We start from the raw sequence: 1,052 nt of genomic DNA, 5'->3' as shown, positions 1-1,052 counted from the left end.
CGTGCCGGGCGACCAGGCGGGAGGCTGTGGCGGGCACGGTGCCGGGCGACCGGGCGGGACGCCGTGCGGCGGACAGACACCCGGCCGCGGAGTCACGGCCGGGACAATTCGTTCGTGAGGAGTTCGAAGGTGCTCGTGCTGCTGCCGCCGTCCGAGGGGAAGGCCGCGGAAGGCTCCGGGGAGCCGTTGGCGCTTGAGGGGCTGTCGCTGCCGGAGCTGGGCGAGGCACGGGCGCGGGTGCTCGACGAGCTGGTGGCGCTGTGCTCGGGCGACACCGACAAGGCCGCCGAGGTGCTGGGGCTGAGCAAGGGGCTGCGGGGCGAGGTGGCCAAGAACGCGGCGCTGCGGACCGCCGCCACCCGGCCCGCCGGGGAGATCTACACCGGTGTGCTGTACGACGCGCTGGGCCTGGCCACCCTGAGCACCGCCGCACGACGGCGGGCGGAACGCTCGCTGCTGGTGTTCTCCGGCCTCTGGGGCGCGGTGCGGATCGGCGACGCCATCCCCTCGTACCGCTGCTCGATGGGGGTGAAGCTGCCGGGTCTGGGCGCGCTCGGGACCTATTGGCGCGGTGCGATGGCCGAGGTGCTGCCGCGGGTCGCGGGCGACGGGCTGGTGCTGGATCTGCGCTCCGCCGCCTACGCGACGGCCTGGCGCCCCGGTGGCGAGGTCGCGGAGCGCACCGCGAGTGTGCGGGTGCTCCAGTCGAAGGTCGTCGACGGGGTGGAGAAGCGGTCGGTGGTCAGCCACTTCAACAAGGCGACCAAGGGCCGGCTGGTCCGCGACCTGCTGACGGCGGGGGCGGTGCCGGCCGGGCCGGAGGAGCTGGTGGAGGTGGTACGGGAGCTCGGCTACACCGTGGAGGCCACCGCCCCGGCGAAGCGGGGGACGGCCTGGGCGCTGGACGTGGTGGTGACCGAGCTCTAGCCCGGGGTCCCGTCCCCGGGCGCGGGGCGTGGGGCCGGCCGCGCACGCCGGCCGCCCCCGCCCGGCCGCCGGTCACGGGTCATCGGTCCCTGGACTTCAGCACGCCCGCGGGCGCTGCCCCGCCC

General features: G+C 76.0%; 1 protein-coding gene. It reads left to right on the top strand.

The window, feature by feature from the left end:
• Positions 1-129: 129 nt before the first annotated feature.
• Entirely contained in the window at positions 130-927 is a 798-nt protein-coding gene (gene yaaA, locus E4099_RS32310; protein ID WP_135342633.1) for a peroxide stress protein YaaA, read from the top strand.
• The last annotated feature ends 125 nt before the right edge of the window (positions 928-1,052 follow it).

Source organism: Streptomyces palmae (genome assembly GCF_004684805.1).
Classification (GTDB): Bacteria; Actinomycetota; Actinomycetes; order Streptomycetales; family Streptomycetaceae; genus Streptomyces; species Streptomyces palmae.
Note: the sequence above shows the minus strand (reverse complement) of the source record. Positions and strands in the feature narration are given on the sequence as shown.